This window comes from Stutzerimonas stutzeri (assembly GCF_024448895.1).
Taxonomy (GTDB): domain Bacteria; phylum Pseudomonadota; class Gammaproteobacteria; order Pseudomonadales; family Pseudomonadaceae; genus Stutzerimonas; species Stutzerimonas stutzeri_Q.
In genome coordinates, this window is sequence record NZ_JAMOIC010000006.1 from 78,968 (window position 1) to 105,937 (window position 26,970).

The 26,970-nt window shown below is 60.9% G+C and carries 27 protein-coding genes and 3 tRNA genes; 18 read left to right on the forward strand and 12 right to left on the reverse strand.

Annotated features, from left to right (window positions below; translation table 11 throughout):
- Positions 1-2 precede the first annotated feature (2 nt).
- The 16 genes from asnB (at position 3) to NA619_RS09255 (ending at position 17,055) form a co-directional block, all read left to right on the forward strand.
- Positions 3-1,856, forward strand: coding sequence for an asparagine synthase (glutamine-hydrolyzing) (asnB, locus tag NA619_RS09180; RefSeq protein WP_255961556.1), 1,854 nt, complete (start codon positions 3-5; stop codon positions 1,854-1,856).
- A gap of 54 nt (positions 1,857-1,910) precedes the next feature.
- Positions 1,911-3,119, forward strand: a complete 1,209-nt coding sequence (locus tag NA619_RS09185) for an MFS transporter (RefSeq protein WP_255961557.1) — start codon at positions 1,911-1,913, stop codon at positions 3,117-3,119.
- Positions 3,120-3,138: 19 nt separating this feature from the next.
- The gene (locus NA619_RS09190; protein ID WP_255961558.1) at positions 3,139-4,080 is read left to right on the forward strand and encodes a LysR family transcriptional regulator; all 942 of its coding nucleotides are present in this window, start codon (positions 3,139-3,141) and stop codon (positions 4,078-4,080) included.
- A gap of 116 nt (positions 4,081-4,196) precedes the next feature.
- Positions 4,197-4,601: a hypothetical protein gene (locus NA619_RS09195; protein WP_255961559.1), complete on the forward strand. Its 405-nt coding sequence runs from the start codon at positions 4,197-4,199 to the stop codon at positions 4,599-4,601.
- Positions 4,595-5,287 carry an RES family NAD+ phosphorylase gene (locus tag NA619_RS09200; protein WP_255961560.1) on the forward strand — a complete coding sequence of 231 codons (693 nt, stop codon included), beginning with the start codon at positions 4,595-4,597 and terminating at the stop codon, positions 5,285-5,287. Before NA619_RS09195 ends, NA619_RS09200 begins: the two co-directional genes overlap by 7 nt.
- Before the next feature lie 189 nt (positions 5,288-5,476).
- The gene (locus tag NA619_RS09205; protein ID WP_336605451.1) at positions 5,477-7,462 is read left to right on the forward strand and encodes a conjugal transfer protein TraG; all 1,986 of its coding nucleotides are present in this window, start codon (positions 5,477-5,479) and stop codon (positions 7,460-7,462) included.
- Positions 7,459-7,911 (forward strand): CopG family transcriptional regulator, encoded by a 453-nt coding sequence (locus NA619_RS09210; protein WP_255961561.1) that lies wholly within the window; start codon positions 7,459-7,461, stop codon positions 7,909-7,911. The genes NA619_RS09205 and NA619_RS09210 overlap by 4 nt, the downstream gene beginning before the upstream one ends.
- Positions 7,911-8,915: a P-type conjugative transfer ATPase TrbB gene (trbB, locus tag NA619_RS09215; protein ID WP_255961756.1), complete on the forward strand. Its 1,005-nt coding sequence runs from the start codon at positions 7,911-7,913 to the stop codon at positions 8,913-8,915. The genes NA619_RS09210 and trbB overlap by 1 nt, the downstream gene beginning before the upstream one ends.
- A 17-nt stretch (positions 8,916-8,932) precedes the next feature.
- The gene (locus NA619_RS09220; RefSeq protein ID WP_423836820.1) at positions 8,933-9,247 is read left to right on the forward strand and encodes a TrbC/VirB2 family protein; all 315 of its coding nucleotides are present in this window, start codon (positions 8,933-8,935) and stop codon (positions 9,245-9,247) included.
- Positions 9,244-9,516 carry a VirB3 family type IV secretion system protein gene (locus NA619_RS09225; RefSeq protein ID WP_255961563.1) on the forward strand — a complete coding sequence of 91 codons (273 nt, stop codon included), beginning with the start codon at positions 9,244-9,246 and terminating at the stop codon, positions 9,514-9,516. Before NA619_RS09220 ends, NA619_RS09225 begins: the two co-directional genes overlap by 4 nt.
- Before the next feature lie 10 nt (positions 9,517-9,526).
- Positions 9,527-11,950 (forward strand): conjugal transfer protein TrbE, encoded by a 2,424-nt coding sequence (gene trbE / locus NA619_RS09230; RefSeq protein ID WP_255961564.1) that lies wholly within the window; start codon positions 9,527-9,529, stop codon positions 11,948-11,950.
- Complete coding sequence (gene trbJ / locus NA619_RS09235; protein ID WP_255961565.1) at positions 11,947-12,678, forward strand: P-type conjugative transfer protein TrbJ; 732 nt, start codon at positions 11,947-11,949, stop codon at positions 12,676-12,678. The genes trbE and trbJ overlap by 4 nt, the downstream gene beginning before the upstream one ends.
- Before the next feature lie 205 nt (positions 12,679-12,883).
- Complete coding sequence (gene trbL / locus NA619_RS09240; protein ID WP_255961566.1) at positions 12,884-14,062, forward strand: P-type conjugative transfer protein TrbL; 1,179 nt, start codon at positions 12,884-12,886, stop codon at positions 14,060-14,062.
- Between the two features lie 10 nt (positions 14,063-14,072).
- The gene (gene trbF / locus NA619_RS09245; protein WP_255961567.1) at positions 14,073-14,765 is read left to right on the forward strand and encodes a conjugal transfer protein TrbF; all 693 of its coding nucleotides are present in this window, start codon (positions 14,073-14,075) and stop codon (positions 14,763-14,765) included.
- A gap of 11 nt (positions 14,766-14,776) precedes the next feature.
- Positions 14,777-15,769, forward strand: coding sequence for a P-type conjugative transfer protein TrbG (gene trbG, locus NA619_RS09250; RefSeq protein WP_255961568.1), 993 nt, complete (start codon positions 14,777-14,779; stop codon positions 15,767-15,769).
- Positions 15,763-17,055, forward strand: coding sequence for a TrbI/VirB10 family protein (locus NA619_RS09255; RefSeq protein WP_255961569.1), 1,293 nt, complete (start codon positions 15,763-15,765; stop codon positions 17,053-17,055). The genes trbG and NA619_RS09255 overlap by 7 nt, the downstream gene beginning before the upstream one ends.
- A gap of 66 nt (positions 17,056-17,121) precedes the next feature.
- Here the strand turns inward: NA619_RS09255 and NA619_RS09260 are convergent, their stop codons facing one another.
- Both NA619_RS09260 and NA619_RS09265 read right to left on the reverse strand, forming a co-directional pair.
- Complete coding sequence (locus tag NA619_RS09260; protein WP_255961757.1) at positions 17,122-17,409, reverse strand: type II toxin-antitoxin system RelE family toxin; 288 nt, start codon at positions 17,407-17,409, stop codon at positions 17,122-17,124.
- A complete protein-coding gene (locus NA619_RS09265) occupies positions 17,399-17,638 on the reverse strand; it encodes a type II toxin-antitoxin system RelB/DinJ family antitoxin (protein WP_255961758.1) in 240 nt (79 codons plus the stop codon). The genes NA619_RS09260 and NA619_RS09265 overlap by 11 nt, the downstream gene beginning before the upstream one ends.
- A 396-nt stretch (positions 17,639-18,034) precedes the next feature.
- On the opposite strand from NA619_RS09265, the gene NA619_RS25205 reads away from it, so the two are divergent.
- Complete coding sequence (locus NA619_RS25205) at positions 18,035-18,142, forward strand: helix-turn-helix transcriptional regulator (protein ID WP_415846337.1); 108 nt, start codon at positions 18,035-18,037, stop codon at positions 18,140-18,142.
- Here NA619_RS25205 and NA619_RS09270 read toward each other — a convergent pair.
- The 4 genes from NA619_RS09270 to NA619_RS09285 form a co-directional block, all read right to left on the reverse strand.
- Positions 18,093-19,340: a tyrosine-type recombinase/integrase gene (locus tag NA619_RS09270; protein WP_255961570.1), complete on the reverse strand. Its 1,248-nt coding sequence runs from the start codon at positions 19,338-19,340 to the stop codon at positions 18,093-18,095. The genes NA619_RS25205 and NA619_RS09270 overlap by 50 nt on opposite strands.
- Before the next feature lie 171 nt (positions 19,341-19,511).
- A tRNA-Leu gene (locus NA619_RS09275) sits at positions 19,512-19,596 on the reverse strand.
- Between the two features lie 46 nt (positions 19,597-19,642).
- A tRNA-His gene (locus NA619_RS09280) sits at positions 19,643-19,718 on the reverse strand.
- 31 nt (positions 19,719-19,749) lie between these two features.
- Positions 19,750-19,826: transfer RNA gene (locus tag NA619_RS09285), tRNA-Arg, on the reverse strand.
- 270 nt (positions 19,827-20,096) lie between these two features.
- On the opposite strand from NA619_RS09285, the gene folD reads away from it, so the two are divergent.
- Positions 20,097-20,951, forward strand: coding sequence for a bifunctional methylenetetrahydrofolate dehydrogenase/methenyltetrahydrofolate cyclohydrolase FolD (gene folD / locus NA619_RS09290; RefSeq protein ID WP_255961571.1), 855 nt, complete (start codon positions 20,097-20,099; stop codon positions 20,949-20,951).
- 76 nt (positions 20,952-21,027) lie between these two features.
- Here folD and NA619_RS09295 read toward each other — a convergent pair whose 3' ends face one another.
- Genes NA619_RS09295 through NA619_RS09320 form a run of 6 tightly spaced genes read right to left on the reverse strand, consistent with a single transcriptional unit; the run spans position 21,028 to position 26,958 of the window.
- Complete coding sequence (locus NA619_RS09295; RefSeq protein ID WP_255961572.1) at positions 21,028-22,767, reverse strand: ABC transporter substrate-binding protein; 1,740 nt, start codon at positions 22,765-22,767, stop codon at positions 21,028-21,030.
- Positions 22,768-22,809: 42 nt separating this feature from the next.
- Complete coding sequence (locus tag NA619_RS09300) at positions 22,810-23,082, reverse strand: DUF2160 domain-containing protein (protein ID WP_255961573.1); 273 nt, start codon at positions 23,080-23,082, stop codon at positions 22,810-22,812.
- Between the two features lie 10 nt (positions 23,083-23,092).
- Positions 23,093-23,893 (reverse strand): carbohydrate ABC transporter permease, encoded by an 801-nt coding sequence (locus tag NA619_RS09305; protein WP_255961574.1) that lies wholly within the window; start codon positions 23,891-23,893, stop codon positions 23,093-23,095.
- A gap of 14 nt (positions 23,894-23,907) precedes the next feature.
- Positions 23,908-24,771, reverse strand: coding sequence for a carbohydrate ABC transporter permease (locus NA619_RS09310; RefSeq protein ID WP_255961575.1), 864 nt, complete (start codon positions 24,769-24,771; stop codon positions 23,908-23,910).
- Entirely contained in the window at positions 24,768-25,865 is a 1,098-nt protein-coding gene (locus NA619_RS09315; protein ID WP_255961576.1) for an ABC transporter ATP-binding protein, read from the reverse strand. The genes NA619_RS09310 and NA619_RS09315 overlap by 4 nt, the downstream gene beginning before the upstream one ends.
- A 10-nt stretch (positions 25,866-25,875) precedes the next feature.
- Complete coding sequence (locus tag NA619_RS09320; RefSeq protein ID WP_255961577.1) at positions 25,876-26,958, reverse strand: ABC transporter ATP-binding protein; 1,083 nt, start codon at positions 26,956-26,958, stop codon at positions 25,876-25,878.
- Positions 26,959-26,970 lie beyond the last annotated feature (12 nt).

Genomic DNA, 26,970 nt, shown 5'->3' on the forward strand with positions numbered 1-26,970 from the left:
CCATGTGTGGAATAGCAGGATGGCTTTCGTTCGGCCAAAACATGCAGACGCAACGAGACACGCTCCAACGAATGACCGAGACGATGTCCAAGCGAGGTCCTGACGCGGGAGGCCTATGGATCGATGGCCCGATAGGGCTTGGCCATCGCAGGCTGTCGATCATTGATCTTGAGGGTGGTCGCCAACCAATGCTGGCTCGTCGTGACGATGGCCTAGAAGCTGCGGCCATAACCTATAGTGGCGAGGTCTACAATTTCCGTGAGCTCCGTGCCGAGCTGAAGGTTCTTGGCCATCGGTTCGAGAGCCATAGCGATACCGAAGTTGTCCTGCGTGCCTACGTCGAATGGGGTGAAAGCTTCGTCGATCGACTCAACGGCATGTACGCCTTTGCGCTATGGGATTTGCGCACCCGCGAACTGCTGCTGGTACGCGACCGTATGGGCGTCAAGCCGCTGTTTTACTATGAGACGGCCGACGGCGTAGTGTTTGGGTCCGAACCCAAGGCATTGCTAGCCAACCCGCTCGTTCCGCGTACCGTGCGGGCCGATGGGCTTCGCGAGCTGCTCGAGATGGTGAAAACGCCGGGACAAGCCATCTTTGAGGGGATGCGCGAGGTCCTGCCGGGTGAGGTCGTACGATTCAATGGGCACGGCTCACATCGCCGTCGGTATTGGCAGCTCGAGGCGCGCGAGCACGCCGATTCGCTCGATCAGACCATACGGTATACGCGCGACCTGCTTGAAGACATAGTCCAGCGGCAGATCGTTTCGGACGTCCCTCTGTGCAGTCTGCTCTCCGGCGGGCTGGACTCATCCATCATCACGGCTCTGGCGTCTAAAAAACTGTTGGCCGCCGGCAAGCAGAACATCCGCTCTTTCTCGGTCGATTTTGTCGATCACGGCAGTGCATTTGCCCGCGACGCCGTGCGCGGCACCCCCGATGCGCCCTACGTCCGTGACCTCGTCGCGCGCATTCACTCGACCCACAACGAAATTGTGCTCGACAGTGGCGAGTTGGGCGATCCGGCCCTACGCAGCCTGGTCGTACAGGCACTGGATCTGCCACCCGCTTACTGGGGCGACATGTGGCCTTCGCTGTACCGATTGTTTGAACGGGTGCGCCAGCATTCCACCGTGGCCTTGTCCGGAGAAAGCGCCGACGAGGTCTTTGGCGGCTATCGCTGGTTTCACGATCCGGTGGCGATCGAGGCGCAAACGTTTCCTTGGCTGACGTCCGTGACGGGCAAGTATTTCGACGGCAAGACCCTGTTCGATTCCACCCTGCTGAATCAGTTGGATATGCCGGGCTTCGTGCAGGACAGCTACAGCCAAGCAATAGCCGAAACGCCTGTCCTCGCGAGCGAAAACACCACGGAACGGCGCATGCGCCAAATGAGCTACGTCAACCTGACCCGGTTCGTCCAGACGCTGCTCGACCGCAAGGATCGAATGAGCATGGCGGTCGGCCTTGAGGTCCGGGTGCCATTTTGCGATCACAGGCTAGTCGAGTATGCGTTCAACATTCCCTGGGAAATGAAGGCCTTCGACGGGCGAGAAAAAAGCATCCTGCGCGCGGCAACACGCGACCTCCTTCCCGACTCCATCGCCGATCGGGTCAAGAGCCCCTACCCATCAACGCAGGACCCTGCCTACGAACTGGCGCTACGCACTTCCCTGGCGCACATCATGGCCAGCGACAGTGCTCCCGTACGTGCGCTACTGGACGTATCGAAGGTCAAGCACACGCTGGACAGAGCGGTAGGCGCGTCATCGCCCATGCATGAGCGCATGGGCATGGAGCTCGCGGTTGGGCTGAACACCTGGCTGACCGAACAGGACGTCACCCTCGACCTGTAACCCGACCGGGCGCGGCCCGGCGGGCTGCGCCCCCTAATTTGTGGAGCGTCTGCAATGAACAACCCCTCTCCCAACCACCAGCTATCCGTCTACCTGATCGCCCTCGGCGCGTTCTCGCTGGGCATGGCCTCCTATGTGACAGCGGGGCTTATTCCGCTAATCGAATCATCGTTCTCCGTATCGGTCGCCGTCGCGGCGCAGCTTGTTACGGCCTTCACCCTGGCTTATGGCCTCGGGTCGCCGATATTCGTAGCGCTGACACCGCCTGACCGGCAGCGCACCGGGCTCCTGATCGCACTGGGCTTATTCGTACTGGCGAACGCGGCAAGCGCCATCTCTACGGACTTCATGGCTCTGGTCGTCTGGCGGGCCGTTACCGGCATCGGTGCCGGTGTCTACCTTGCAATGGGAATCGGCGCTGCCACCGCGCTCTCACCGCCCGAGCGCCGCGGCAAGTCGATTGCGCTCATTATGGGAGGGATGGCCAGCGGCGTCGTGCTGGGCGTCCCCCTGAGCCTTATGATTGCCGAGCGTATGGGGTGGCAAGCAGCCCTATGGCTGGTCACCTTGCTCGGCCTGATGGCGTTTGCCGGGCTGATGATTAGACTGCCCCGGCTACCGGCGGCGCCGGCGAGCTCACTTCGGCAGAAGATGGCAATTCTTGCCGATGGTCACGTCATGACCATTCTGCTTGTTTCACTGCTGGCAGCCGTCGCGAGCCTAGGCATGTACACCTTTATCGCCCCGCTGCTCGCAGACCCCGACCACGGCGCCGTCCGCTCGGTTACGCCCTATCTCTGGATATGGGGCATCGGGGGCGTGCTGGGCAGCTTTCTCGTGGGCCCGATAGTGGATCGCGTCAGGGGACCGGTTCTGGTCTTCGCCATTATGGCCATTCTCTCGGCATCGCTCTTCCTGCTGCCGTTTGCTGCGGGGTCAGGTTCCTGGCTGGTTGCTATCCCCATCGTTGTCTGGGGGGCGGTTGGCTGGGCGCTTCAGGTCCCACAGAACAACGAACTGATCCTGGCCCGGCAGGCGCAGGGAGACGGAAACCTTGCCATTGCCCTGAACGAGTCAGCGCTCTACCTGGGCAGCGCCATCGGTGCGGCAGCAGGTGGTTTCGTCCTCCTGCTTCGGATGCCGACGTGGTCGCTTGCCGCCTGTGCGGGATCAGTTGCCCTGGCGGGTGCATTGCTTCAGATCCTGAACCTGAGACGCCAGGAAGGCTCGCGGTGCGTCAGCCAGCCTGAACTCAACCATTGACCGGGCCGGAGAGACAATCATGGAATTACGTCATCTTCGCTGTTTCGTTGCGGTCGCCGAGGAGTTGCATTTCGCTCGTGCTGCGGAGCGGCTACACATCGAGCAGTCACCGCTGTCGAGGATCATCAAGGATCTTGAGTACAAGCTGGGTGTGCAGTTGTTTGAGCGAACCACCCGCCGTACTCGCCTGACGTGGGCGGGTACCGTTCTGCTGGCAGAGGCAAGGCGGATATTCGCGGTCGTCGACCAGGCGCGGGCCAGCGTCAAGGGCGCGGCCTCGGGTTACCGTGGGCGCTTGCGCGTCGCGCTGTCTGACGGCGTACCGCAATCACGGCTGGCAGCGCTTCTGGCGCTCTGCCGAGAAGAGGATCCCGACGTTGAGATCTGCCTGCACGAAGTCCCATCGTCAGCTCAGGTTAAGGGGCTTCAGGAAGACCTGTTCGACGTCGGCCTTGCCCAGCGTGCCGGCCTGGCGGAAGGCTTAACCGCGCTTCCGGTCTGGCTGGACCCGCTGGTTGTGGCGCTACCGGCTCGGCACCAGTTGCTGGCGCACCGCACCATTCCGCTCGAGGCGCTCACGCGGCATCCGCTGGTGCTTTGCGACCCGCAGGTGTGTGAGGGATTCTGGCAGCAGTTGCTGTGTGTTCTTAAGCCCATCGAGTCTAGGCTCACGATCGCTGAACGAGTGCCGACGCTCGACTTGATGATGGCCCTCGTGGCAGCCGGTTACGGGTTGGGCTTTTCGAGCTTGGCGCGCATAACCGAACTGAACAACCCCGACGTCGTCGCCCGTCCGCTCGCAGGCCAAGGGGCAACCCTTACCACCTTTCTGGTCAGGCGCAGCGGCGAACCCTCCGAACAGTTGAATCGGTTCATCGACAGGGTGACCGGTAATGAGCATGACGATGCGCGAGCTACACCCTGCGACGCGACGCCAAGCGTATGCGAGGCTCGGTCATGACCTGGCGTGTTTCAGACGAACCAGAACGGGAGCAGCATATTGATCCGCTGTTTTTGCCTGCAGATACAAGGAGTGCTATATTTGTATCTACAGACACAGCAGAGAAGCCTCCCGCCATGACAGCATTCCCCCAGGCACAGGCGTTCACGAAGGACCAGTGCGCTACGGGTCTTAGGGCCGCCGTCGCCATTCTGGAAAAATGGCAGGCGACCACCGAGCAAGCGTGCGACATCCTGCGCGTTTCGCGCAGCACGCACGCCCGCGCCAAGTTGCGCAATCGGGAGTGGTCCGTCAGCCTCGACTCGGACCAGATGCAACGGGTCAGCTTTATCCTGAACATACACGCTGCGCTGCGACTGATATTCGACAATCCCGAGAACGTGTACGGCTTTGCGGCCATGGCGAACCACAACGAGTTCTTCAACGGGCGCTCGCCTCTAGAGGTAATGGCCCAAGGTGACATGATCTCGCTGTACGAGACGTACCGCCGGATCGACAGCCTGCGAGGCGCTCAGTGGTAGCTCCGAACGAGCTACCGAAGCGCCCGGGCGGCCAGCGCCAGGCCTTTCGGCTGGTCAATTCGAAGTTTCCGCCGATCGCGCTGTTTGACGACGTAGCCAACGCAGACGAATTCGAGACCCTCTATCAGCTGCAGGCGCTAACCAACCCGCGCCTGCAGAATGAAACGGGCCGCCTTGAGCTGATCGCACGCTCCGAGATCCCATTTGGAATTCCAGGCTGCTCGTATGCGACAGCGCCATTTACGCATGTGAATCCGGCGGGCTCACGCTTCAGTGATGGCTCGTATGGGGTGCTGTATCTGGCAAGCACCATGGACACGGCGCTTGCCGAAGTTCGGTATCACCAGGACCGGTACTGGTCGAACGTGGATGCGCTGAGCTACGAGCGGTTCGTCTTTCGCGGCCTGGCTTGCCAGTTCGACGAACGCGAGATGCTTGATGCGACCGCTGTCGCGGTGACCGATCCTGTCTACGATCCCGACGACTACAGCGCCGGGCATCGTCTGGGCCGTCTCGTCAAAGAGGGAGGATATCCAGGGTTGCGCTACCGATCGGTGCGCAGGCCGGGCTCGGATTGCTGGGCACTCATGACGCCCAGGCCGGTGTCTTCGATCGTCCAGACCGCTCACTTCGAAATGATTTGGAACGGCCGGATATCCAGCGTCAGTACCCTCAGCGAAATCTGAGCAAGAAATTGCGCGGTACGCTGGCGCATGACTGATGCTGCCCCCTAACGCCTGCCGTTTCCCACGTTTGTTTTCTTGCCGCTCCTGCCACAGCACCCACCGAAACGGTCTTTGAACGGTTGACGCGCATTGGCGAACCTCCCGTACGTGGCGCAGCTAAGTGCCGCGACAACGGGGGGTGGTTCTGCGGTGAAACAGGCATCGAACGTGCTGTACGGACAGATCCTGGTGGTGTCGTCCACTGTGCTGCTTGGCACCTGGAGCGCGACCCAGTGGGCTGCCTCGGCGCTTGGCTACCAGCATCGGCTAGGCACGCCCTGGTTCGATCTGTTTGGCGTACCGGTCTATCACCCCTGGCGCCTGTTTGACTGGTGGTTTTTCTTTGGGCCGTACGCCCCCGATGTATTCGATGTCGCGGGAGCGATTGCTGCCGCCAGCAGCGGCGCGTCGCTCATCGTGGCGGTCGGCATGGCGCTGTGGCGAGCGCGACAATCACGGCGCGCCACGACCCATGGTTCGGCTCGCTGGGCCACGCCAGACGAGGTGGTCGCGGCCGGTCTCACCACGGGCTCCGGCGTGTTCCTGGGTCTGCATGAACGTCGCTATCTACGTCACGATGGCCCGGAGCACGTGTTGGCCTTCGCCCCGACCCGCTCGGGCAAGGGCGTCGGCCTCGTGGTTCCGACGCTTCTCTCCTGGCCGGCCTCCGCTGTCGTTCACGATATCAAGGGCGAGAACTGGCAGCTCACGGCAGGCTGGCGCTCGAAGTTCTCTCACTGCCTGCTGTTCAACCCGACCGACCCGGCGTCCGCCGCCTATAACCCGCTGCTGGAGGTTCGCCGAGGCAGTCACGAGGTTCGGGACGTACAGAACATTGCCGATATCCTTGTTGATCCCGAAGGTGCGCTCGAGCGCAGGAACCATTGGGAGAAAACCAGCCATGCGCTATTGGTCGGCGCCATCCTTCATGTGCTCTACGCCTGCGAGGACAAGACACTGCGGGGTGTCGCAAACTTCCTGTCCGACCCGACCTGCACGTTCGAACTGACCCTGCATCGCATGATGGGCACCACGCACCTGGGCGAGTCTCCACACCCGGTGGTGGCGTCCGCGGCCAGAGAGGTGCTGAACAAAAGCGAGAATGAACGCTCCGGCGTGCTCTCGACTGCCATGTCGTTTCTTGGTCTCTACCGGGACCCGACGGTGGCGCGCGTGACCTCACGCTGCGATTGGCGCATCGCCGACCTGATTGCTGCCCGGCATCCGGTTTCGTTGTACCTGGTGGTTCCCCCGTCCGATATCAGTCGAACCAAGCCGCTGATTCGATTGATTCTGAACCAGATCGGAAGACGGCTGACCGAGTCGCTCGATGGTGCGGACGGCATCGAGCGCAAACACAAACTGCTGCTGATGCTCGATGAGTTCCCGGCGCTCGGGCGGCTGGACTTCTTCGAGTCGGCGCTGGCGTTCATGGCCGGCTACGGGCTGCGGGCCTTTCTGATTGCGCAGTCACTGAACCAGATCGACAAGGCCTACGGGCAAAACCATTCGATACTGGACAACTGCCACGTTCGAGTCACGTTCGCCACCAACGACGAGCGCACTGCCAGACGCATTTCCGAAGCGCTTGGTATGGCAACTGAGATTCGCGCCCAGCGCAACTATGCAGGCCATCGTCTCGCTCCCTGGCTCGGCCATCTCATGGTGTCTCGCCAGGAAACGGCTCGGGCTCTGCTGACGCCGGGTGAGGTCATGCAGCTGCCACCCGCCCAGTCGGTCGTCATGCTTTCGGGGCATCCACCGATCCGTGCACAGAAGCTTCGCTATTACGACGACGCGAACTTCACCAGGCGCGTGTGTCGGGCGCCCTGGTTGGCGCCAGACACCTATATCGATGCTCCATCGCCCAGCCCGGATGACTGGACCGCCCTCATCGCGCCGGCGATACGTACGCGATTGTCTTCCGAAGGCGCGCCCGATGCTGACGCCGATGACGAGGACGGTGGGCCGTTGCGTCAGTGGACGCCGGCGCAGCCCGCCCAGGACCCGGACAGCGACCTGAACCTACTGGACGATGATCAAGACGCGTCCTGCTCGGCTCACCAACCAAACCGGTCCGCAAACCGGCAAACCTGGACCGCCCTGCCGGACCCCGACGACGGAATCATCCTATGAGACGCACTCGATTAAACCTGTTCATCGAACCGGAACACGCCAGGCGCCTGGACGAACTGGCTATCAAAAAGGCCGTCTCCAAATCATCGCTGGTTGCCGCGGCACTGGCCGCCTGGCTGGGACCAACGTCTGGCGACCAGCGAGAAACCGCGATGGCCAAGCGCCTGGATCGACTGTCCCGCCAGTATGAGCGCCTTGAACGCGACCAGAACATCCTCATCGAGACCGTTGCGCTTTACGTGCGCTATTACCTGACGGTTGTCACCCCCGTACCGGAAGCGCATCAGGATGCAGCCAGGGCTCAAGGCCGTCTTCGCTTTTCGCAGTTCGTCGAACAGTTGGGGCGGCGGCTGCAAAAAGGGCGACGCCTGCTTGATGATGTCCAGACCGGCTCATTTGCCGACAGCGCGGGTCCTGAGGCCGACCCAGGACGGGGCGAGCCAACATGATGCCACGCTCGGCTTCATCATCGACTGGCTCCCCTCTGGAGCGAAGCAGCCAGATGCTGCGTACCGCCATGGGCCCGCAGATCACAGGGGCGCTGGAAGACCCCGACGTACTCGAGGTGATGCTCAATCCGGACGGGCAGCTGTGGGTCGACAGGCTCGGTGCAGGCCGGTCTCCGCTGGGCATGCTTTGCGCCTCAGATGGCGAGCGCATCATCCGCCTGGTTGCGGCCCATGTCGGCGGCGAGGTGCATCGCGCAAGGCCCCTCGTAAGCGCAGAGCTTCCCGTGAGCGGCGAGCGATTCGAAGGCGTCCTGCCCCCGGCCTCACCTGCTCCCGTTTTCTCCCTGCGCAAACGCGCTGCGCATGTCATTTCTCTCGACCAATACGAGTCCGAAGCAATTCTCACGTCGCAGCAGGCCGACTGCCTGCGCGAGGCCGTGCAGCAGCGGCTCAACATCGTAGTTGCCGGCCCCACGAGTAGCGGCAAGACCACGCTCGCCAATGCCCTGCTCGCAGAAGTTGCCAAGACGGACGATCGCGTGCTGGTGCTCGAAGACACCGTCGAGCTCCAGTGCACGGCTCGCGATCAGGTCACCCTGCGCTCCCAGCCTGGGATCGTCGACATGGCGGACCTTATGCGCAGCACGCTTCGCCTGCGGCCGGATCGGATCGTCGTTGGCGAGGTAAGAGGCGCTGAGGCGTTGGATCTGATCAAGGCATGGGGTACCGGCCATCCCGGCGGTATTGCCACCCTCCATGCCGGGTCCAGCCTCGGTGCACTGTTGCGCATCGAGCAATTGATCCTTGAGGTCGCCCGCACCGCCCCTCGCGCCCTGATCGCCGACGCCGTAGACCTGATCGTATTCCTCGACGGTCGCGGGCGCGAGCGACGTGTGCGAGAGCTATCGAGAGTCCTCGGCTACGACGGGCATGGCTACCGGCTCGTAGGGGCCAACGGTGTATCCACGCAAATCCAAGCCACCCACCAGGAAAACCCTTCATGACCCGCCACTTCCTTGCCATGAACCTGGCGACCCTCAGCAGGCACGGCATATTGCTCGGCCTTCTCGGCGCCGCCATGCCAGCGCTTGCAGCCGGATCCGGCATGCCCTGGGAAGCGCCCCTTCAACTCATCCTCGAGTCGGTGCAAGGCCCCGTCGCGAAGATCGTTGCGGTGATCATCATCATTGCGACCGGGCTGGCCTTGGCGTTCGGCGACACCAGTGGTGGCTTTCGCAAGCTGATCCAGATCGTATTCGGCTTATCGATTGCCTTCGCCGCTTCATCGTTCTTTCTGACCTTCTTCAGCTTTGCAGGCGGGGCGCTGCTCACATGACCCAGCCGAGCCAGCACCTGCCGGGGTTCGAGTTGCCCCTGCACCGTTCCCTCTGCGAACCCATTCTCCTCGGTGGCGCGCCCCGCAGCGTGGCCATCCTCAATGGAACCGCCGCTGCGGTGGTCGGGCTGGGCCTCCAGCTGTGGCTGCCGGGATTGGTGCTATGGCTCGCCGGCCACGCCATGGCCGTTTGGGGCGCCCGGGCGGACCCGCAATTCATGGAGGTGTTTGCGCGCCACCTGAAATACCCGCCTCTGCTCGACCTGTAGGTAGCCGACAATGCTGAACCTCCGCGAATACCGTTCTCGACCAACCAAACTGGCCGATTGGCTTCCCTGGGTCGGCCTCGTAGCGCCTGGTGTCGTACTCAACAAGGACGGCTCGTTCCAACGCTCCCTTCGTTTCCGAGGCCCGGATCTGGAAAGCGCCACCGAGGCCCAACTGTTGGCCACCACGGCGCGCCTGAACAATGCCCTGCGACGTCTCGGTTCGGGATGGATGCTGCAGGTCGAGGCCGACCGGAGGGATGCCGTGCATTACCCGACGGGTCAGTTCGCCGACCCGCTGTCCTGGCTCGTCGACGAGGAAAGAAGGGGCAGTTTCGAGTCGGCAGGAAGCCATTTCGAAAGCGACTATCACCTAACGCTGGTGTACCTGCCTAGGGAGCAGGCCCATGCCAGCGCTGCCAACCTGCTCTATGCCGACCGGCCGGAACGCGGTGCCGACTGGCGCGGCCAGCTGGCCGCATTCATCGACGAAACGGGGCGTTTCGAGGCGCTTCTCGAGGGGGTGATGCCTGAGTGCCACTGGCTCGACGATGAACAGACACTGACCTACCTGCACGGTACGGTTTCAGCGAACCGGCATTCGGTAGCGCTGCCGGACGCGCCCTTCTATCTCGACGTACTCCTGGCAGACCAGCCGCTAACAACTGGGCTCGCCCCCATGCTCGGCGAGCAGCATCTGCGCGTTCTGTCTGTTCGCGGTTTCCCCACGTCCAGTTGGCCTGGCGTGCTCAATGAACTGAACAACCTTGGCATCACCTACCGGTGGTCGACCCGCTTCATCTGCATGGACAAAACCGAGGCATTGGCTGAACTGACGCGCTTGCGGCGCCAATGGTTCGCCAAGCGCAAGGGCGTCCTGACGCTGCTGCGAGAAACCATCTTCCAGCAGGAAAGCCCACTGCTCGACAACGACGCCTCCAACAAGGCCGCTGACGCCGACGCGGCCCTGCAGGACCTCGGTGCCGATCGGGCCGCGTACGGCTACTTCACCGCTACCGTCACGGTCCTCGATGGCGATCCTCAACACGCCGATGAAAAGCGCCGGCTGGTGGAACGAACCATCCAGAGCCGCGGCCTGGTGACGATCAACGAGCAGTTGAATGCCGTTGAGGCGTGGCTCTCCTCCGTTCCGGGCAACGCGTACGCGAACGTACGACAGCCCATTGTCTCCACGCTCAACCTGGCTCACCTGATGCCCGTCTCGGCCGTCTGGGCCGGACCGGTACGCAATGCACACCTGAACGCGCCACCGCTGATGATGACAAGAACCGAAGGCGCAACCCCGTTTCGCCTGGTCACCCATGTCGGCGATGTTGGGCATATGCTGATCGCCGGGCCTACCGGCATGGGAAAGTCGGTGCTGCTCGCCATCATCGCCCTGCAGTTTCGCCGGTACCGCGGTGCCCGACTGGTCATCTTTGACATGGGAGGCTCATTGCGTGCCACCACGCTCGGTCTCGGTGGCGACCACTATGACCTTGGCCGCGACGGGCATGTCGCGTTCCAGCCGCTCGCTTTTATAGACGACGACGGCCAGCGCGCGTGGGCGAGCGAGTGGATCCAGGCCCGGCTGCAGGCCGAGGGCCTAGCGCTTACGTCGGCACAGAAAACCTCGATCTGGACCGCATTGAATAGCCTTGCCGGGGCGCCGATCGGGCAGCGCACCATGACCGGCTTTACGGTGCTCTTGCAGGACAGGCAGATGCGCGAGGCCCTTCAGCCCTATGTCTGTGGTGGTGCGTATGGCCGGCTGCTCGATGCCGACGAGGAGCGGCTGGGTCGCGCTGATACTCAATGCTTCGAAATGGAAGAGTTGATGCACAGCAGAGCCGCCGTGGCGGCTCTGCTGGGATACCTTTTCCAGCGCTTCGAGGCGCGTTTTGATGGTGCGCCAACGCTACTCATCCTGGATGAGGCGTGGCTATTCCTGGATGAACCGCTGTTCGCCGCGCGCATCCGTCAGTGGCTCAAAACCCTGCGAAAGAAAAACGTGTCGGTCATTTTCGCAACGCAGTCGCTGGCCGACATTCGCTCGTCGAGCATTGCCACGGCCGTCATCGAAAGCTGTCCGACCCGGATTCTTCTGCCAAATCCTCAAGCGCGCGAACCCCAGGTACGCGAGCTGTACCAGGCGTTTGGTCTGAACGAACGGCAGATCGAGATGATCGCCCGGGCAACGCCCAAGCGCGACTACTACTTCCAATCCCGAGAGGGCAACCGCTTGTTCGACCTCGACCTGGGGCCGGTCGCACTCGCATTTGCCGCAGCGGCGAGCCCGCAGGATCAACGGGAGATGGATGCAGTTCTCGAGACTGCAGGCGTTGATGGCTTTGCTGGCGCATGGCTCGATGCGAAGGGGCTGCCATGGGCCGCCGGTCTGCTCGCATCGCACAGCTCGTTGCAGGTGGGCATATGAGCCGTCATCGCCGGTTCAACGCGGCGCTGGGCCTAGTTTGCCTATCGCTTAGTGCGCATGCCTGCGCGATGACGGTCATTGATCCAACGAATCTCGCGCAGAACACGCTGACTGCCGTGCGCACCCTGGAAATGGCGAACAACCAGCTCAGCCAGCTACAAAACGAAACCCAGATGCTTCTGAATCAGGCCAGACATCTCGCCACGCTCGATTTCAACGTGGTTGAAAGGTTGAAATCGTCCATCGCGACAAGCAACCAACTGCTCGCCCAGGCACAGGGCCTGGCCTATGAAGTATCGCGGCTCGATCGGGAATTTGCCCGCCTTTACCCGGCAGAGTACGCGAGGACCATGACAGGGTCCGAAATGGCCAGGCAGGCGCACGAGCGTTGGGGCCAGGGCCGTGACGGAATCCATACGGCACTTCGCATGCAGGCGCAGCTGTCGCGGAGCCTGGAGGGGGACCAGGCAGTACTGACCGACCTCCTCGCCCAGAGCCAATCGGCGGTAGGGGCTCTGCAAGCCAATCAGGCCACCAACCAGCTTCTCGCCCTGCGGGCCAAGCAAGCAATTCAGGCCCAGCAGCTGGCCATCACCCAGAGCCGCTCGATTGCACTCGATCAAGCCCGCCAGATTGCTTCGGAGGAGCAAGCACGCGAACAACGACGGCGGTTCATGGGAACCGGTACCCGCTACACGCCGCAGCCAGTCAGGCTGTTCGGGCGATGAGCCACAGGTTCGCGTTTGCTGCTCTGCTCGGCACGGTGCTGGTGGCGGGCGGCTGTGACCGGGCGAGTACTGCTCTCTCGTCTTGCAAACCAAGCCATATGCCCGCCGCATCGCAGCGGTTCTTCATGGGACAGGCAATCCCGGGCGAGTTTCTTACCCTGGAAAGTCTCCCTCCGATACCCGCCACCTTCGACGATGCCGAGCCATGAACGACGTCGGCGTAATCGACCGATTCCTAGAGGTGTTTTCACTCTACATCGACTCGGGCTTTGGTCTGCTGAGCGGCGAAATCGCGTTTCTCTCGGCCACCCTCGTCGCCATCGACATGACGCTTGCCGGTCTGCTTTGGGCGACATCCTCGGACGATGTCATTGTGAAGCTTCTCAGAAAGACACTCTATGTCGGCGCCTTCGCCTTCATCATCGGCAACTTCAACTGGCTCGCCGAGACCATCTTCAACTCCTTCGCGGGCTTGGGACTATTGGCGTCCGGGGCGCAGCTGACGCAGGACCAGTTCCTACAACCCGGACGACTGGCCGCCGTCGGTATCGAGGCAGGTCGCCCGCTACTCGATCACATCGGCAGCCTGACCGGTGTCACCAAGACCGTTTCGAACATCGACAGCATCGTCGTGCTGTTTTTGGCCTGGCTGGTGGTGCTCATCAGCTTTTTCATCTTATCGATCCAGCTCTTTGTCACCCTCATCGAGTTCAAGCTGACCACCCTGGCAGGCTTCGTTCTGGTGCCCTTCGCGCTTTGGAACAAGACGTCTTTTCTCGCCGAGAAGGTGCTCGGAAACGTGGTGTCGTCAGGAATAAAGATCCTCGTGCTCGCAGTGATCGTGGGCATCGGCACTGGCTTGTTCAGCGAATTCCTGTCCGCCCCGGACGAACCCTCAATCGACCACGCGCTGGCCACCATGCTTGCCGCCCTGGCCATGCTGGGGTTAGGCATTTTCGGCCCGGGGATCGCCACGGGCCTGGTCTCGGGCGCACCGCAGCTGGGTGCCGGCGCTGCTGCTGGAACAGCCCTGGGCGTCGCCGGGATAACCGCCGGTGCCGCTGCGATGGTAGCGAGCGCAGGTGGCGCCGCAGCCTCGGCGGCTCGCCTTTCACACATGGCCCCTGACGGAGCAAAGGCCAGTTCTGGGTCGGCAATCGCTGGCGCCACCCAGTTCGCAGGTGCATCCAGCGGGTTAACTGCAGGCGAAGCCGCTACCGCAGCGGCATCAACTTCTTCTGGAACGCAGCCGGCCTGGGCCCGTCGTCTGCAGCGCAAGCAGCAGGTCAGCCAGGCGACATCGACCCTGGCCCATACGCTACGCGGCGGTGACGCTGGCGGCTCGGCACAGGGGCCTCGCCTCAGGGATCCTTCAAACAGCTAGGGGAACGCAGATGCGGTTCAAACGAGCCAGGGTCCGGTATTCGGAAACGCCCTCTCCCATCACACCCTACCAGGCGGCCGGGCAGGCCTGGGATGAGCGCCTGGGCGCGAGCCGGGTTCAGGCCAGCAACTGGCGAATGATGGCGTTCGGCTGCCTGGGCCTTGCACTGTTGATGGCATCAGGGCTGGTGTGGCGCTCGTTGCAGTCGACCGTTACGCCCTATGTGGTCGAGGTCGATAGCGCCGGCCAGGTACGTGCCGTCGGCGAAGCGCCCATTCGCTACCAGCCAAAGGACGCGCAGATCGCCTATCACCTGGCTCAATTCATCAGCCTCGTGCGTGCGCTTCCGATCGACCCGATCGTGGTCCGGCAAAACTGGCTGGCCGCCTACCAATACACCACCGACCGTGGCGCCGCGACGCTCAATGAGCATGCGCGGACGCACAACCCCTTCACCCGGGTGGGCAAGGAGTCGGTGACGGTTGAAATCACCAGTGTCGTGCGCGCCAGCGACCGCTCGTTCCAGGTTCGATGGGATGAGCGTCGCTACGTCAACGGCGCGCCGTCTGGCGTCGAGCGCTGGACGGCTGTGCTCTCGATCGTTCTTCAAGCACCCCGTACCGAAGAGAAGCTTCGGAGCAATCCGCTAGGCATCTACATCGACGGCCTGTCCTGGAGCCGAGAACTGAACACCACGCAATGAGCCAAGCTGCCATGAATAATGCAACCCGCCTCTACGTCTACCCGCTCCTATTCGCCATGCTGACTGGCTGCACCAACCGAAGTGCACCGGCTCCGGTCGTTACGCTGGACGAACCCGTTCGGGCTCAAGAGCTGCCGAGCCCGCCCGAGCCCTTCAAGGTTGTCACGATCCCACAACCGCTGGCGCTGCCGGCACAACTTAAGCCACTGCCAACTTCCAATCCGGCGCACAAGCCTGTCAATGCAAGAGAGAGCGTTACACAAGCGAACCGTGATGCCCGTGTTGCACCGACTCGTGACGGCTACGTCAACGCCATCCAGGTCTGGCCTTACTCGGACGGCGCTCTGTATCAGGTCTACACCAGCCCGGGTCGAATAACGGCAATCAACCTGCAGCCGGGCGAGGAACTGGTCACGGTTGCTGCCGGGGATACCGTGCGTTGGATCGTCGGCGACACCACCAGTGGCAGTGACGACGACGCGAGAGTCAGCGTGCTCATCAAGCCGACCCGCACTGGATTGGAGACGAACCTGCTCGTTACGACCACACGGCGAAGCTATCTCGTCGAGCTGACCTCCACTGAAAAAACCTGGATGGCGTCGGTGTCTTGGGACTACCCGGACGACCGCATGCGCTCGCTCACGCGTCGAGCTTCTGCGGCGCGTTCTGCTTCGCCGGTCGACGTTGGCCTGTCGCTCGCGCAGCTGCGCTTTCGGTATGTTATCGGCGGTAGCAACCCGCCATGGAAGCCACTGCGAGCGTTCGACGACGGGCGCAAGGTCTACATCCAGTTTCCCCCAGGCATCGCACAGGGTGAGTTGCCGCCTCTATTTGTGGTGGGACCAGAGGGAGACGGGCAACTGGTCAACTACCGGTTTCGCTCGCCCTACTACATTGTGGACCGGTTGTTTGGCGCAGCCGAGCTGCGGCTCGGCGCTGACAAGGGTGATGTAGTCAGGATCGAGCGCACCGATGGGCTGGCACGGAAGGCACCGGCATGGTGAGCAAGTCAGACGATTCTCCACCGGGCGATGCTCAAGCCATGCCGCCGAAGGTGGCTCCCGAAACACTGGAACTGCGCGCCAGGCCACCACGCGTCACCCGTCTGAACCCACGGACACTAGCCGCGATCGTCGGCGGACTCGCCGCTGCCCTGCTGGGCGCTCTGCTGTGGTCGTTGCAGCCCCAGCATCGAGCCAAGATCGCGGCGAGGGACGAACTCTTTAACGTGGAGCGTATTCCCCGCTCAGAAGGACTGGAAAGGCTGCCGGCCGATTACACCCAGCTTGACCCGACGCCTGCACCGGTGCCGCAGCTAGGCCCTCCGCTTCCAGGCGACGTTGGAGCGGCCATAGTCAAGGTGCAAGACCAGGCCCTTGTCTCCGGTGATGCAGCTAAAGCTGACAACAACACTGAGGAGCTGCGCCTGGCAAGGCTCAGGGAAGCCGAGGACGCGGTGCGTTCACCCATTTTCTTCGGAGTCGGGGGATCGAATGCCCCGGGTGACCGGCGTTCGGGTCTCGCCGCTAATGGCTTGGATCGCGGCGCGCATCCGGTGAGAACCGAAGCTGGCACTGCATTAGCGAGCCGGCAGGATCCGAACGAGCCGTTTACCAGTAATTCAGCCAATGCACAGAAGCGGGATTCAGGATTTGTTCAACTCCCAGTGTCACCCTACCAACTGATGGCTGGCACCGTTATCGCGGCCGCATTGGTGACCGGAATCAAATCGGACCTGCCGGGCGAGGTAATCGCCACCGTGACCGAGCCGGTGTATGACAGCGCAACGGGTGAGCACCTGCTGATACCACAAGGCTCGCGTCTGCTGGGTCGCTACAACAGCCAGGTCAGCTACGGGCAGCGGCGCGTGCAGGTCGTTTGGCAACGCGTGATCTTTCCGGACACTACCTCCGTTCAATTGGATAACCTGGTTGGTACCGATGCCGCCGGGTATTCAGGCTTGGAAGATGGCGTTGACTGGCATTGGGACCGCATCGTTGCAGGCGCCGCCATGAGCAGCATGCTGGGGATCGGCGCCGAACTGGCAGCTCCTCAAAGCCGCAGCGACAGCGACCGAGTCATCATTGCCGGACGCGACGGACTGCAGGACACGGTCAACCAAGTCGGCCAGCAAATGACCCAGCGCAACCTTGATATCAAGCCTACGCTCACGCAGCGTCCTGGCTTGCCGCTTCGCGTGATCGTCAATCGCGACATGGTGCTCCATCCGTTTCCGGAGGCATTTGGTGAACGGACGGACCCACCCCTAACCGAGGGAAACGTCAGGTAGCGAAGGAGCGATTGCCTTCACTGAAAGCAATTTGAATCGAGTGTCGGGCGCCAGACACCCCTGCTGTTATTTGAGACGCCCAGCTGCCTTGCTATATGCCTGTTCGCGTTCACGGCGATCAACCGCAATCACAAATACCACCACCTCTTGGTGGAGCACCTGATACACCAAGCGGTAGCCGCTGCTTCGTAATTTGATCTTGTAGCAGTCCGGCAGCGAGCGGAGCCGATTAGCCTCAATTCGCGGATTCAGCAATACTTCCGCAAGCTTTTTCTTGAGCTGCTGGCGGACGGTGTCGCCAAGCTTTTGCCATTCTTTCAGTGCCCGCGCATCGAACTCGAGGCTATAGGTCATCCAGCGCAACCTTCACGCGCTGTGGGTCTGCAAGACGCTCACGAACAGTGGCGATCATCGCTTCGTCTTCCTCGGTCATCAACACTGGTCGAAATGGTAGCTGTCCGCGCTCGGCCACATACTGCAGAGTCTGCCGCATCAACTCAGAAGGGGTAATGCCGAGCTTTTCAAGTTCATGGTACGCCCGGGCTTTTAGTTCATCATCGATACGTATATTTATAGAAGCCATGGCGATAACACCTGTAATGACAATTGTCATTACAATGGCAGCTTTACTGTAACCAGGCAACCATTTCAAAGCCGACGGCACGCCTTACGTACCTGTCATTCTTGCCTTCTTCATGGGCCCGCTCGCCCATAGAGTTGGTACCTGCCAGCCCGCGCTCCGCAAGGCAAGTGCCGCATTGGGTCTGGATGATCGCCATCCTACGCCTACGTTCTCCCATGCCGGTTTCTGGAGATGAGTGGGTCGATCAGCATGCATTCGTGCATGTCGCGCGCCCTGCTAAGAGGACATCTCATGAACCGTACCGAATGTCAGCCAACTCGCGCCACAAACCTCATGGTGGATGCCAAAACGCTGTCCCGGACAGTCGGCGTCAGCGTCCCGACGTTGTATCGCTGGATGGGTGAGTTGGGCTTCCCGCGCCCCATCAAGCTTTCCGCCCGCTGCTCGCGCTGGCCTATGGCCGATGTCGAGGAATGGATCGAGAGTCGAAAGGCGTCGTCGTAGCGGCTAGATGGTCGAGATAATCGGCCCATCGCTGCATCATGTCCCGGCGCTGATCGACATACAGTGCATGGTTGTAGGCGCCGCGCACTTTGTTGTCGTCGGCATGAGACAGTTGCGCTTCAATCCATGGACTCGGATAGCCCATTTCATACAGAGCGGTAGACAGCGTGCCGCGAATTCCATGGCCCGTGAGCTTGTCGCCATATCCCATGCGCCTGATTGCGGTATTCAGCGTATTTTCGCTTAGCACCTTGCTCGGGTCGTTACGGCCCGGAAGAAGCAGGTCGTACTGCCGAGTGAACACCTGAATGGCTTTGACCACCTCGACCGCCTGAGACGATAGAGGAACAAGATAATCCGGTACGTCCGCACCCTCTGCCTTCACCCGCTTGCGCAACTGTTTGACCGAGCCTGCAGGAATCGACCAGACCCGGCTGTTAAGCTCGAACTGTTCATGACGTGCGTGACGGATTTCGGCGGTTCGCACGCCGGTGAGCAGCATCAACTCCACTGCCAACCGCACCAGCAACGAACCGTGATATGCCCTAAGCGTTCGGACAAACTCGCCTAACTCATCGAGCTTGAGCCAGGGATTGTGCTTAACCGGAGGCTGTTCGGCAGCAACGATGTCAAGATCCGTAGCCGGATTCACTTCCACGTATTCGTGGACCATCGCGTAGCGGAAAATCTGATGTAGCCAGGTGCGTACCTTTTCCGCGACATTCAGAGCTCCGCGTTCTTCTACTGCGCGGATTACATTAAGAACGTCGGACCTTCCCACCTCTGCAATAGGGATATCCCCAATGAGCGGAAGAATATCCTTGTCCAGGTAACGTCGTGCTTGCGCTGCCGAACCCTTGCGGCCCTGCGTAAGACGAGGGGTTCTAAAGGCGTCCCAATCGTTCGCAACCTGTCGAAAGGACACCAAGCGCGGCGATTGTTCCGGCTCTGCCCTCGGATCAATCCCAGCTGCAACCTTCCGCCGAGCCTCCTCTCGGCGCAACCGCGCGTCCTTGAGAGACACCTCAGGGTAAGTGCCTAGCGAGACGCGGTGGGCCTTACCGCTTGCTCGGTACCGGAAATGCCAGTACTTGCCGCCTCGAGGATGGACGAACAAGGCCAGTCCATCTCCGTCAGCAACTGTGTACGCCCTGTCCTTGGGCTTGGCTTGGCGTACTGCCGTATCGGTGAGCGCCATGTGTACATCTCCAGAACTCGAACTCGTGATGTACGCATTTTTGTACCTAAAGAGACGCGTTGGTACAACCTGCTACGAGGTGCTCTGAGAAAACAACAGGCACAAAAAAGCCCCTATTACGGGGCTTTCAGGGATTTCCGAGTCCTCAGGAGAGGCCAGGAAACCATTAGATGGTGCGGACGGAGAGACTCGAACTCTCACACCTTGCGGCGCCAGAACCTAAATCTGGTGTGTCTACCAATTCCACCACGTCCGCAAACTTCTAAACGAAAACGCCAGGCTTAGCCTGGCGTCTCGGAATATGGGGTGGACGATGGGGTTCGAACCCACGACCGCAGGAGCCACAATCCTGTGCTCTACCAACTGAGCTACGCCCACCATATTGCCTTTGCTTGTGCCAGAGCCGGAATGGCGCACCCGGCAGGACTCGAACCTGCGACCATCCGCTTAGAAGGCGGATGCTCTATCCAACTGAGCTACGGGCACTCTTATCTGCATTCAAACTGAGCGCAGACTTCAAGCTCCGGCCAGTGAAGGGCTGACCTTCAAAAGCCGTCTTACCCAGCAGCAGGCTGTGCTCGACAAGCGGGGCGAATCTTAATGGCCTGCCTAAACCTCGTCAACAGCAAATTCGAAAAAATTTCAGGCTGGTAAAGGAGTTACGGGAATCGGCTGCCGTATCGCCTTTGCCGAACGGAGTCGTCGTGCGAGAATGCGCGTCCTTTTTCAATCCTTCTCGATGGTTAATTACGCGTCATGACCGCAAAACTGATCGACGGTAAAAAGATCGCTGCCACTATTCGCCAGCAGATTGCAGGCAGGGTTGCCGAGCGTTCTCAGCAAGGCCTCAGAGTACCGGGGCTGGCGGTGATCCTAGTGGGCACTGACCCCGCCTCTCAGGTGTATGTCGCTCACAAGCGTAAGGACTGCGAGGAAGTCGGATTCAACTCCATCGCCCATGACCTGCCGGCTACGACTGGCCAGGACGAGCTCCTGACGCTGATTGATCAACTGAATGAAGACCCGCTCATCGACGGCATTCTGGTGCAGTTGCCTCTCCCCAAGCACCTGGATGCATCCCAGTTGCTCGAACGCATCCGTCCTGACAAGGACGTGGATGGCTTTCATCCTTACAACATTGGCCGTCTTGCCCAGCGCATGCCGCTGCTGCGTCCGTGCACCCCGAAAGGCATCATGGCGCTGCTAGAAAGCACCGGCATGGATTTGCATGGCCTCAACGCAGTGGTAGTAGGCGCGTCAAACATCGTCGGGCGACCGATGGCTCTGGAACTCTTGCTGGCCGGCTGCACGACGACCGTCACCCACCGTTTTACCAATGACCTGGCTGATCACGTCAAGCGTGCCGATTTGATCGTGGTTGCAACCGGTATTACCGGGCTGGTCAAGGGCGAGTGGATCAAGGAAGGCGCCATTGTCATCGACGTCGGCATCAATCGTCAGGCTGATGGCAAGCTGGTTGGCGATGTGGAATTCGAAGTGGCCGTTCAGCGCGCTGGCTGGATTACCCCGGTGCCTGGCGGCGTTGGCCCGATGACGAGGGCCTGCCTGCTGGAAAACACCTTGCATGCAGCTGAGCACCTGCACACTTGAGCCCTGTACAGAAAAACTGCGCATGAACAAAACGGCACCCGAGGGTGCCGTTTTTGTTGGCCGGACTTTTGGTTAATTAACGCTCCTGCTCCCAGGATTTGATCAGCTCGTTATAGCTGACGGTTTGCCCCTGAGGCTTTTCGTTCTCCAGTTTGGGCTTGGGTGAGCCAGGCTGGCTCAGCCAGTACTCTGGATCACGCGGCTCGTTCATCTTCGGCCCGCACTTGGGCTGCACCTTGGCGCGTTCAAGCCTCGCCATCATGGTGTCCTGCGCTTCGGCGAGGCCATCCAGCGCCTCCTGCGGCGTCTTATCGCCACTTGCCGCTTCGGCGATGTATTGCCACCAGAGCTGCGCCAGACGTGGATAGTCCGGCACATTGGTTCCGGTCGGCGTCCACTGCACTCGGGCAGGGCTGCGGTAGAACTCGACCAGGCCTCCCAGTTTCGGCGCCGCCTCGGTCATGGCATCCGAGTTGATGTCTGACTCACGGATGGGCGTCAGCCCCACCAGGGTCTTTTTCAGCGAGACGGTTTTTGCCACAGTGAACTGCGCGTATAGCCAAGCTGCCAGACGACGCTTTTCCGGGGTGGAATCAAGGAACGTCCAGGCACCTGCGTCCTGGTAGCCGAGCTTCATCCCCTCCTCCCAATAAGGACCTTTGGGCGATGGCGCCATCCGCCACTTTGGCGTGCCGTCTTCGTTTACGACCGGCAGGCCTGGCTTGGTCATATCGGCAGTGAACGCGGTGTACCAGAAAATCTGCTGGGCGATGTTGCCTTGGGCTGGGACCGGACCCGACTCGGAGAACGTCATGCCTTGTGCTTCACGCGGGGCGTATTCGCGCATCCAGTCGACGTACTTCTGCGTGGCATAAACCGCTGCCGGCCCGTTGGTCGCGCCACCTCGGGAGACGCTCGAACCTACCGGGTGGCAGTCCTCGACGCGAATGCCCCACTCATCCACCGGCAAGCCGTTTGGCAAGCCCTTGTCCCCCGCGCCGGCCATGGAAAACCAGGCGTCGGTGAAACGCCAGCCGAGCGATGGATCCTTCTTGCCGTAGTCCATGTGACCATAGACGCGTTGGCCATCGATTTCCTTCACGTGCTTGCTGAAGAACTCGGCGATGTCTTCGTAAGCGGACCAGTTCACTGGTACGCCAAGCTCGTAGCCGTATCGCTCCTTGAACTGCTTTTTAAGGTCTTCACGCTCGAACCAGTCGGCGCGGAACCAGTAGAGGTTGGCGAACTGCTGGACCGGCAGCTGGTAGATCTTGCCGTCCGGCCCGGTGGTGAATGAAAGTCCTATGAAGTCTTCCAGATCGAGGGTTGGCAGCGTGTAGTCCTTGGCCTCCCCCTCGATCATGTCGCTGATGGCGACTGCCTTGCCGTAACGAAAGTGGGTACCGATCAGATCGGAGTCGTTGATGTAGCCGTCATAGATATTCTTGCCGGACTGCATTTGCGTCTGCAGCTTCTCGACGACATCACCCTCTTGCATCAGATCGTGCCGAAGCTTGATGCCGGTGATCTCATTGAACGCCCGTGCGAGCGTCTTCGACTCGTACTCGTGGGTGGTAATGGTCTCCGAGGCGACGTTGATCTCCATCCCGCGGAACGGTTCGGCGGCCTTGATAAACCACCGCAACTCTTCCATCTGTTGCTCGGGCGACAACGTCGAGGGATTGAACTCCGACTCGATCCATTTTTTCGCCGCGTCTTCATAGGCGTCGGCCCATGCCGTTCCTGCAATGCCGGACAACGTCAGCAAGGCCGTGAGCGCCATGCCATGTCGGGTGTTGTTTTTATTCTCGAACATAAACACCTCCTTTGGGTTTTTCGGAGGGATGGGCCAGAAGGCTCAACCCCAGCGCATCACTGCAAACAACCAGACGAGAGACAGCGCGGACGCTATCCAGATGCTCCAGTCGGTCAGCCCTATCAGCAGAAGATGCCAATAGGCGCTGCCCAGAAGTCCAATGAATAATCGATCCCCACGTGTAGTTACGATGGGCAGAAAGCCTTTACGCGGTACGCAGGGCCGCTTCAGTTCCCAAGCGCTCATCAGCGCCAGCATTACGCCGATGACGGCGAAGAAAGCAGCAGTCGGCGTGGTCCATGCCATCCAGTTCATGAGCGGACTCCTATACCCGACCAAGGGCAAAGCCCTTGGCGACGTGATTGCGGACGAACCAGATCACCAGCATGCCCGGCAGGATGGTCAGCACACCGGCTGCCGCCAGTACGCCCCAGTCAATTCCGGAAGCCGAGACCGTCCGTGTCATCACCGAGACGATAGGCTTGGCGTCCACGGAGGTCAGCGTGCGCGCCAACAGCAGCTCGACCCACGAAAACATGAAACAGAAGAACGCCGTGACGCCGATGCCAGAACCAATTAGCGGGATGAAAATCTTCACAAAGAACTTGGGAAAGCTGTAGCCGTCGATGTAGGCCGTTTCATCTATTTCCTTGGGCACACCGGACATGAAGCCTTCAAGAATCCACACCGCGAGCGGCACGTTGAACAGGCAGTGCGCCAGTGCCACCGCGATGTGCGTGTCGAACAGCCCGATCGATGAGTAAAGCTGAAAAAACGGCAGCAGAAAGACTGCTGGCGGCGCCATCCGATTGGTCAGCAGCCAGAAAAACAGATGCTTGTCGCCGAGGAAGCGAAAGCGGGAGAAGGCATATGCAGCCGGTAATGCCACCGTCAGGGAAATGATCGTGTTCAGGCATACGTAATACAGCGAGTTGATGTAGCCGCTGTACCAGCTGCGGTCGGTAAAGATCACCTTGTAGTTGTCCAGCGTCAGGTCACGCGGCCAGAGGGTCAGCCCACCGAGGATCTCGGTGTTGCTCTTGAACGACATGTTGACCAGCCAGTAGATCGGCACCATCAGAAAGGCGATGTAGAGGATCAGTACGACTCGCTTGCGCAGGTTCATTCAGCAGGCCCTCTTCATTTCTGGTCGCCATGGGTCATGGCGGTATAGAACAGCCAGGACACCAGCAGGATGATCAGGAAGTAGATCAGCGAGAACGCCGCCGCTGGGCCGAGATCGAATTGCCCAACCGCCATTTTCGTCAGCGTCTGGCTGAGGAAGGTGGTGGCGTTGCCTGGCCCGCCGCCCGTGAGTACGAACGGCTCGGTGTAGATCATGAAGCTGTCCATGAAGCGCAGCATCACGGCGATCAGCAGCACGCTTTTCAGCTTCGGCAACTGTATGTAGCGAAACACCGCCCATGACGACGCCCTGTCGATACGCGCCGCCTGGTAATAGGCATCCGGGATGGCTCGCAGCCCCGAGTAACAGAGCAGCGCAACCAGGGACGTCCAGTGCCACACATCCATGACCAGCACCGTCACCCAGGCGTCCCGTGTGTTGGAAGCGTAGTTGTAGTCAATGCCCAGCTCGCGCAGGCCGTATCCCAGCAGGCCGATGTCTGCACGCCCGAATATCTGCCAGATGGTGCCGACAACGTTCCATGGAATCAGCAGTGGAATCGCCATCACGATCAGGCAAAGCGAGGCCCAGCGACCGCGTGTCGGCATCGTCAGCGCGACGGCGATGCCCAGCGGGATTTCTATAAGCAGTACACAGCCGGAAAAGATGAACTGACGCACCAGCGAATCGTGCAGCCTAGGGTCATGCAGGGTCTGACGATACCAATCGGCGCCCACGAAAAAACGCGTCGAGGAATCGAAGATGTCCTGCACCGAGTAGTTCACCACGGTCATCATCGGCAGGATGGCGCTGAACGCGACCAGCAGGAACACTGGCAGTACGAGCCACCAGGCGCGATTGTTCTGAACCTTGGTCATGGCCGGTCCTCCACCAGCCGATCATCGGCATAGAGCATCAGCCACTGAGCCGGGAACGTGACCCACGCTTGCTCCCTTGGCACGGCTTGATCCTCCGGCAGGCGCGCCTTCAGCAGGTGGTCTTGCAGGCGAAGCGTCAGGATCTTGTATGTCCCGAGGTCTTCTACCCGCACCACTTCGGCTTGCATCCCGCCGGTCGTCGCTTCGTCGGCGACTTGCACGAACTCGGGACGGATGCCGATCTGCAACCGGCTCGCTGTCAGCTCAGGCAACAGCGCCGCCTGGACGCCAGAGAGCGGAAGATGCAGGTCGCCAAAGCCTACGCCGCCCTCCTCGGCCCGCACATCGATCAAGTTCATCCCCGGACTGCCGACGAAAAAACCAACAAAGGTGTGTTGTGGCCGCTCGAAGAGCTCGCGTGGCGTGCCGAACTGGACGATCTGTCCACCGTGCATCACGGCAATCTTGTCCGCGAAGGTAGAAGCCTCCAGCTGGTCGTGCGTGACGTAGATCATCGTGATGTTGAACTGCTCGTGAATCTGCTTGAGCTTGCGCCGCAGCTTCCACTTCAGGTGCGGGTCGATGACGGTAAGCGGCTCGTCGAAAAGGATTGCCGAAACGTCATCCCGTACCAGTCCGCGCCCCATGGACACCTTCTGCTTCTCATCCGCGGTCAGGTTCCGGGCCTTGCGCTTGAGCAGCGGATGCAGATCGAGCACCTCGGCGATCTCATGGACCTTACTTGTGACCCGTGCTTCCGGCACGCCCTGATTGCGCAAGGGGAAGGCCAGGTTGTCGAACACGGTCATGGTGTCGTACACCACCGGGAATTGAAAAACCTGGGCGATGTTGCGCTGCTCCGGCGTCAGGTTGTTCACCTCGCGCGTATCGAACAGCACCTGCCCTTCGGACGGGCTGAGCAGACCGGAAATAACATTGAGCAAGGTCGACTTGCCGCATCCAGACGGCCCCAGCAAGGCATAGGCACCGCCCTGCTCCCAGACATGGTCCATCTCCCGAATGGCGTAATCTTCCGCGCCACGGGGATGCGCGTTGTAACTGTGGGCCAGGTTCTGCAAACGAATCTCCGCCATGGCGCTCTCCTCAGATCCGTCGGGCCGGCGCCTGAGCCAGCTGGCCAGCGGCATCGAACACGAACAATTTGTGAGTCGGGATGTACACCCGGATTGGCGAGTCCACCGCATAGTCGTGCACGCCCTGCAGATGCAGGACCAGACTGAAATGTTCGTTACGAACGTGAAGGAAGGTCTCCGAGCCACTGATTTCGGCGAGCTCGACCATGCCGGACACTTCCAGATCGTCGTCGTTGGACGGCACCAACCCGATATGGCTGGGCCTCACGCCAAAGCTGTATTCGCCCTCGCCTAGCGCTCGCAGATCGGCGTTGAGCGGAAAATGCAGGCAATCCTGGAAGCTGACCTCATTGGCCGCAATCCGACCCGGCAGCAGGTTGATTGGAGGCTCGGAGAACAGCTCGGCACTGAGCATCTGGCTGGGACGGTGATAGACCTCGGAGGTCGAGCCGCTCTGTATTACCCGGCCTTCATGCAGCACCGTTGCGGTTCCCCCCAACGCGAGCGCCTCGTTGGGCTCGGTGGTGGCATAGACAGCAATGCTGCGGCGGGTCTTGAACAGCTCACGCATTTCCTGACGGAGCTCTTCGCGCAGCTTGTAATCGAGGTTGACCAGCGGCTCGTCGAACAGCACCAGGTCGGCATCCTTGACCAGCGCCCTAGCCATCGCCGTACGTTGCTGCTGCCCTCCCGACAACTCCAGAGGATGGCGCTTGAGCAACCCTTCGATATGCAGCATTTCGGCGGTCTCGTGGACCTTGCGCTCAATCTCCGATTTGCTCACGCCGGCCTGTCGCAGCGGCGAGGCAATGTTCTCGAACACGGTCAGCGTCGGGTAATTGATGAACTGCTGGTACACCATCGAGACGTTGCGCTTGCGTACCGGTACGCCCGTAACGTCAGCGCCGTTCATCAGGACCCGACCTTGGGTCGGCTTGTCTAGGCCAGCCATCAGGCGCATGAGCGAGGTCTTGCCGGACAGGGTTCGCCCGATCAGCACGTTGAACGAGCCAGGCTCGAAAACCAGGCTGGCATCATCGATATGTAACTGACCATCGACGGTCTTGGTGACGTGTTCCAGTGTGAGGGACATGCCGCATCCTTC